Source organism: Eudoraea sp., assembly GCF_049669105.1.
Taxonomy (GTDB): domain Bacteria; phylum Bacteroidota; class Bacteroidia; order Flavobacteriales; family Flavobacteriaceae; genus Eudoraea.
Map to the genome: position 1 here is coordinate 1 of NZ_JBATKE010000012.1, position 6,429 is coordinate 6,429.

Sequence of the window (6,429 nt, forward strand, 5' to 3'; positions counted from 1 at the left end):
TTTTAAAAACCGAAGCCTTTGTCGTTGATTTATTATCGACCAAGTTGGACGAAAAATATCTTTATCATAACCTGAGACACACCCAACGGGTAGTAAAAAGCACCCGGGAATTGATAGAAGCTCATACCATGAATGATAAGGAAAAGGAATTCCTGTTATTGGCTTCCTGGTTACATGATACAGGTTATACAAAGGGGCATGAGGAGCACGAAAATAGTAGTTGTAAAATAGCCACTGAATTTCTGGAAAAGGAAGGTTATGATGCGGAAGGGATAAAAAATGTACAAGCTTGTATTATGGCTACAAGGAGGCACTATGAACCGAAAAGTTTGAGTGAACAGATTATACGCGATGCCGATGCCTCACATTTCGCACAAAAAAGCTATTTGGAAACTTGTGAACTGCTGCGGGAAGAACTTTCACTGCTGGGCATTGCTAATTATTCTGTTAAAGAGTGGATGGAAGAGAATATCAAAATGTTCAGAACGGAACACCATTATTATACAGATTATGCCAAAGCAAACTGGCTCGAGAGAAAAGACAAGAATCTGATGATTCTTTTGAAAGAGGTAAAAAAAGAAAAAGAAATTGCCAAAAAAGAACAATTAAAAGCAAAATATAAAACTGAAAGTCCGGATAGGGGCATACAAACTTTATTTAGGGTTACCTTAAAAAACCACATTACGCTAAGTGATATTGCGGATACTAAAGCAAATATTTTGCTATCTGTTAACGCAATTATGATTTCTGTGGTACTATCTAACCTAATACCAAAACTAGATAACCCCTCCAATGCTTATCTCATCTACCCTACTCTAATTTTTTTATTCTTCACCCTGACTTCAATGGTGATGGCCGTTATAGCAACGCGTCCTAATGTAGGCAGCGGCAAATTTAGCAAGGCTGATGTAGCCAATAAAAAGGTGAACCTCCTATTCTTTGGTAATTTTCATAAAATGAAACTGGAAGACTATGAGTTGGCCTTACAAGAATTGGTAAAGGACAAAGATTATATTTATTCATCGCTCACTAAAGACCTCTATTTTCTTGGCTTAGTGCTTCACAGAAAATATAAGATCCTGCGCTGGACTTATTCTATATTTATGGTGGGGATTATAGTTTCCGTAATCGCTTTTGCCGTTGCTTTTAACTATTTAGGTAAAGTTGAGTATTAATCTAAAAGCCTTACTATGCTTTTAATTCATCCATCAAATCCTCATAGGTAAAGGTTTTTTCCTCTTCCGTATTTTTACTGTAGAGAATCTCAGCCCTTATTGCCTTAAGCCCCGATACGCCCTGAAGGCCCTCCAATTCTACTATTTCAATATTATTAGTAAAATATCCTTTAGATTTCAGGTAAGAAATATATCTAAGATATTCCAGTTCATCTTTTTTCTGAGAGTAAACTATAGATAGCTTCCCTTTTTGGGTTAGCCTTTGATTAGTTCCCTTGATATATGACTTGTCAATGCGTTTTTTTATTATTTCATATCGGGCATTATAGGTGCCATCCACATCAAATCGTTTTTCATCCATTCTGAAGCGAATAGATAAGGATGTACTATATACCAGAATAAGCGAAGCCACGTCGAGCTGTACATCCAATTCCGGTTTAAGGCTGTAGTACTTGTTTTCCATCTCGCACATCACCTGCAGCTGCCATAATCGAAGATTCTTTAAGTATAAAGTGTCAAAATCCCTGTCTTCTGCAATAGAACTTCCAATATACATATTATGTTCTATGCCATCTGTCTTATAGCGTTCGTAAAAGTGAGGAAACATTTCCTGTGCTGCTTCCTGATGCTTATCAATTACAGAGGCCAGTTTTTTATTAATCAGCATCACGCTATCATCATATTGCTTTCTGTGGTCATAGTAGGAATGTGTTTCCGCATTAATGGTTTTTTCATATTCCTCTACCATTTTAGTCACTTCATTATTTTGCCTTTTAAGATGTGTGAATATCGGTAATACATCGTCATTAACGAAGTCGAAAATAGTCTGTTCGCTATTCGAAAATAAGGTCTCTTTAATATCTTCTGAAAAAATGTCTATTCTGTAAATCAGTTCTTCGTAAATAGGTAAATCTTCAAATTTCAATGCAGCATTCAATACTTCTTTGATATTCGACAATTGAATCATAAGATCTCGCTGAATAGCCATATTCCTGGCCTGTGAAGAGGCTTTAATGTCGATTTGGCCGTATAGCGGATATACATCATGAAAGACTATTTCTTTAAATGAAGGTTGCCTGCCCTCTATTCCGTCAATAATAAATTGTTTGGCTTCCTCTTCAAATCGCCAGTGAACAGATTTATGCACCGAAGTACATTCATTTTGAATAATAGCGTCTATTAAATTTTCCTCTTCAATTTTAGAGCGCACTACGGCAGCAACAATATAGGGCATTACATCATCCAGCTTGGTTGCGTTAACCCCATTTAACTCATTTTTTCTGGTGGATACCAATTCCAGGACTCCTAAAAGTTCTCCTTCATTAACGATAGGCGCAAAAATGGCACTTTTTATTCCCTGTTCAAACAAGCCTTTATAGGGCTCAATCCCATCAGATAATTTGTAATATTTTTCAACATCAGAGACCGTAAAATATCCCTTCTGATTCACTATTTTATCATAGGATCCTATACATAAGGCATGATTACACTGCTCATTATCTTTCCCTCTAAGTAGAAAGCTTTCCATTCCATTGCCATAAACACGTTCTAACTGATCATCTTTTGAGTTATAGGTGACAAAACCTATTTTTAATTCTTTTATTTTAAAGAATGACCTGAAGGTGTCCTGCAAGTCAGAGATAAAGGTTTCGCTTCCTCTTTTATCACTTGAGATAAGATTTGTTTTAATTTCAGATATGGTATGTTCGGTTGTTACATCAAACATATTTGAGATTACAAAACCTTTGGATATAAAACTATTTGGAGGAATCATTTCTTTCCACAATTGCAGATCTTCCGGATTTTCTAAAAGCTTATCAACATCGTCCTGGGTTAACTTTTTAGATAATTTTGTGGGAAGTATCTCCATAAAATCCGCATTGTATAAAATACGGTAATGGCGCATTACTCCTTTCTCATCTGGTATATCATAAAAGTATGGCCTGCTAAAATCAAGGTTAAATCCATAATGGAATTTAAGAATGATAGTACTTGCCATAATATAATTTATTCCTTCATCCTGATTGCGTAGAAAAGGTTGAAAATCTATACCGGCATTTTCCAAAATCTTCTGAAATCTTTTGGACTTATTAAATATAATATCGAAATAGGGCAGTGAAGCTGCTTTAATTTCATTTTCGCTTAGTACTTCAGCAAATGAATCCTGCAAAATAATATGAATAACATCTTTATGTTTTTCTAGAAGTTTAATATCTGAAAACCCATCCCTTAATTCTGGATAAGGTGCCTGATTTTCCAATATATATTTAGCCCTGGATGATAGTAACAGATCATCGCTTTTGGCCATTTTGTCATACTGCTGTAATAGCTTATCAAAGCTAATGACCATTTGCAGTGGCATATCTTTATTTATAGATCCCATAATGTTATTTGTCTACAGCTTGGCGGTAAAATTACAAAACTATTCGATTTCTTTTTGTTAAAGGAATTTTTACGGTGTTACGCGCATTTTTTGGATATTTATGAAAATTTCATTCATGTCTTCAGATAAGAGACTTAATAACGCGTACAAAAGGGCCAAAACCTTAGCATTTGATGACACGTCAAAGATTATTCTCTTTAGCGATTGTCATAGGGGTGATAATAGTTTTTCCGATGAGTTTGCCAATAACCGGAATATCTATTATCATGCTTTGAAACATTATTATAATAATGGGTTCCAATATTGTGAACTCGGAGACGGGGATGAGCTCTGGGAGAATCTGACTTTTGAAGCCATCTTTGAAGCCCATAAAAATATTTACATGTTAATGAAACGTTTTCATGAGGAAAACCGGTTGCATATGATATTTGGCAACCACGATATGGTATACAGAAACCCGGCATATGTAAAAAAACATCTTTACACCTACTTTGAGCCTAAAGATGAAAAGGAAACCACTTTATTAGATCAATTGCAGTTTCATGAAGCAATAGTCTTAAAACACAGTGAGAGCGGACAAGAGCTATTTTTAACTCATGGGCACCAGGCCGATTTTATGAATTATCACGGATGGCGGTTTAATCGATTTTTGGTGCGCGTTCTCTGGAAACCACTTCAAGTTTGGGGAATAGCTGATCCTACTAGTCCGGCCAGGAACAACCGTGAATTAATAAAAGTGGAGAAAAGGATTAAGAGATGGATTTTAAGAAACAACTTAATAATAACCGTAATGGGTCATACACACAGACCCAGATTCCCGGAACCCGGTGATATTCCCTTATTTAATGATGGAAGCTGTGTACACCCAAGGAGTATTACGGGGATTGAAATAGAACACGGAGTAATTTCACTTATAAAATGGCAGATAGCAACAAAAGAAGATGGCACCCTTCAGGTTGTAAGGGTTTTACTGGAAGGGCCTCAAAAGTTGACGGATTATAAACAAAATGAGGATTGATTCTTTCCAATACCTGGGTATTAGTTGAATCAATCCTCGGGAAATAGTCATGTTCTCTATTTCTATTGAATCATAAAGTTAATAGGGATACTATAAGGAACTTTAACTGATTTTCCGCGTTGCATCCCGGGAGTCATATTTGGGAGTGCAGCAATAATTCGTTGTGCTTCTTGCTCTAATAATTTGTCTGGCCCTCTTGTCCTTATTGCCTCTACATGACCTTTAGAATTAATCATAAATTGCACAAATACTTTTCCTTTTATTCCCAGTTCAAGTGCACTTTCAGGATAATTAAATTCTTTAACGATATGAGCTTGTATCATTTTTTGAAAGCAGGCTTTTCGTTCATCATTGCCTTGTGCATTCTCACATCCGGGATAAATAGGAACATTTTCTATGATTGCAAAGGGAACTACAATATCTTCTTCTTCTTCTCCAACTTCCACATCGTCAACGGCTATTACCTCTTCAATCACTGATTCCTGACTAGTTTCTGTACTCTCAATTATTGTTTCTTCTATTTCCTCGGTGTCTTCAACTACTTCAATTACCTCGGGAGCAGCAGGTGGTGGTGGTGGAGGGGTTGTTAGTAAAATCTCTGTTACCGGTACATCTTCTTTAAGGTCGTCCACGGCCTGAGCAATGTCCAAAGTTGTAGTGTCGTTAGGATACGATTTGTATTCCAACGCGCGCCAGGTCAAAAATAGAACGACTGTAAGTCCTATTACAAAATACAGCCCACTATTTCTATTTAAATCTACTTTTGGGTTTTTTTTGACTTGCATGACTATTTGTATTATGATATACATAAAATTAAGTCATGTAGAATACAGATAATATGATATTTATCAGGTTTAATTCGTTATGTCATAAATTTGTGGCATCTAAAGAATAAGGCATAAAGAAGTAATCAGGACTAAAAAGAGTCCTGATTACCTGAATTATAAGTCGGCAGATTCACATGTGAGGAATGTGCCTTTCTCTGTTAAATACCGGATAATAGCACCTCATCAAAATTAATTCCTTCAATGGGCACAATTCGTTGTTCAACAGGGTCCCAGTCTATTCTTCTGCCAAGTTTATAGGAAAGTCCAGCCATGTGTGCTGATATTGCTTCATCAAATCCTTCGTTTATTCCGCAACTAACTTTACCTCCATTTCTTGTACTGCTGAGCCATTCCCTCAGATGAAGAAATGTTGAATCAACTCTTGCTCCGTTAATATAGGTCCACATTAGCCCCTTATCTGCAAAATATTGGGATGTCGCTGAAGAAACCGCATCGGGCACACTGGCCCCCGGATTGTAGGTATAAACCGGAACCGATGGTTTCATTTTCTCAGATTCAAGCTGGTCAGCATACTTTGTGGACCTGCTATCAGGCCATACTGTGAGCCTGTTACCCAATTCCATGGTACCGTCATGTCCCATAAGAATAGTTGGCCTGCTAAAGCCATTACCAAGAGTAGCACTGTAGACAAAAGTCATTCCTTTTTCCTTGCCCTTTTTCTGACTACTCCCTGTACTGAAATCTGGAAACTCCATATTTACCTGAAGTACGTCAGGCACATTACGGCCGTCATTATGAGTATATATTCCTCCTGAAGTGCTAACAGAACCAGGGATACCCATTCGCAATACGCAATTAAGACGATCATAATCATGCGTCAACAAATCGCCGGAAAGACCAGATCCGTATGCCCACCATTTTCTCCATCTGAAAAAGTGATTCTTATTAAAGGGTATTTTTGGGGCAGACCCCAAAAATTGATCCCAGTCTATTGTTTGAGGATTTGCCTCATCCTCTATATGATAATTCCATGCGCCGTTATCATCGTTCCTGTTGGTATTAGTC

The 6,429-nt window shown here is 36.9% G+C and carries 5 protein-coding genes; 2 read left to right on the forward strand and 3 right to left on the reverse strand.

What is annotated here, in order from left to right:
• The coding region (locus WBM60_RS00970) for a Pycsar system effector family protein (RefSeq protein WP_424282642.1) at positions 1-1,175 on the forward strand (1,175 nt) is incomplete at its 5' end.
• 13 nt (positions 1,176-1,188) lie between these two features.
• On the opposite strand, the gene WBM60_RS00975 is transcribed toward WBM60_RS00970, so the two are convergent.
• On the reverse strand, positions 1,189-3,558 hold the full coding sequence (locus tag WBM60_RS00975) for a GAF domain-containing protein (RefSeq protein WP_424282643.1): 2,370 nt from the start codon (positions 3,556-3,558) through the stop codon (positions 1,189-1,191).
• Positions 3,559-3,673: 115 nt separating this feature from the next.
• Between WBM60_RS00975 and WBM60_RS00980 the strand changes: the two genes are divergently transcribed.
• On the forward strand, positions 3,674-4,576 hold the full coding sequence (locus WBM60_RS00980; protein WP_424277987.1) for a serine/threonine protein phosphatase: 903 nt from the start codon (positions 3,674-3,676) through the stop codon (positions 4,574-4,576).
• 62 nt (positions 4,577-4,638) lie between these two features.
• Here WBM60_RS00980 and WBM60_RS00985 read toward each other — a convergent pair whose 3' ends face one another.
• Both WBM60_RS00985 and WBM60_RS00990 read right to left on the reverse strand, forming a co-directional pair.
• Entirely contained in the window at positions 4,639-5,361 is a 723-nt protein-coding gene (locus WBM60_RS00985; RefSeq protein WP_424282644.1) for an energy transducer TonB, read from the reverse strand.
• Positions 5,362-5,561: 200 nt separating this feature from the next.
• A partial coding sequence (locus WBM60_RS00990) for a Gfo/Idh/MocA family oxidoreductase (protein ID WP_424282645.1) occupies positions 5,562-6,429 on the reverse strand: 868 nt, incomplete at its 5' end.

Coding starts and splice junctions, on each gene's coding strand:
- WBM60_RS00980 (WP_424277987.1), top strand. CDS start 3,674: ATGTCTTCAGATAAGAGACTTAATAACGCGTACAAAAGGGCCAAAACC.
- WBM60_RS00975 (WP_424282643.1), bottom strand. CDS start 3,558: ATGGGATCTATAAATAAAGATATGCCACTGCAAATGGTCATTAGCTTT.
- WBM60_RS00985 (WP_424282644.1), bottom strand. CDS start 5,361: ATGCAAGTCAAAAAAAACCCAAAAGTAGATTTAAATAGAAATAGTGGG.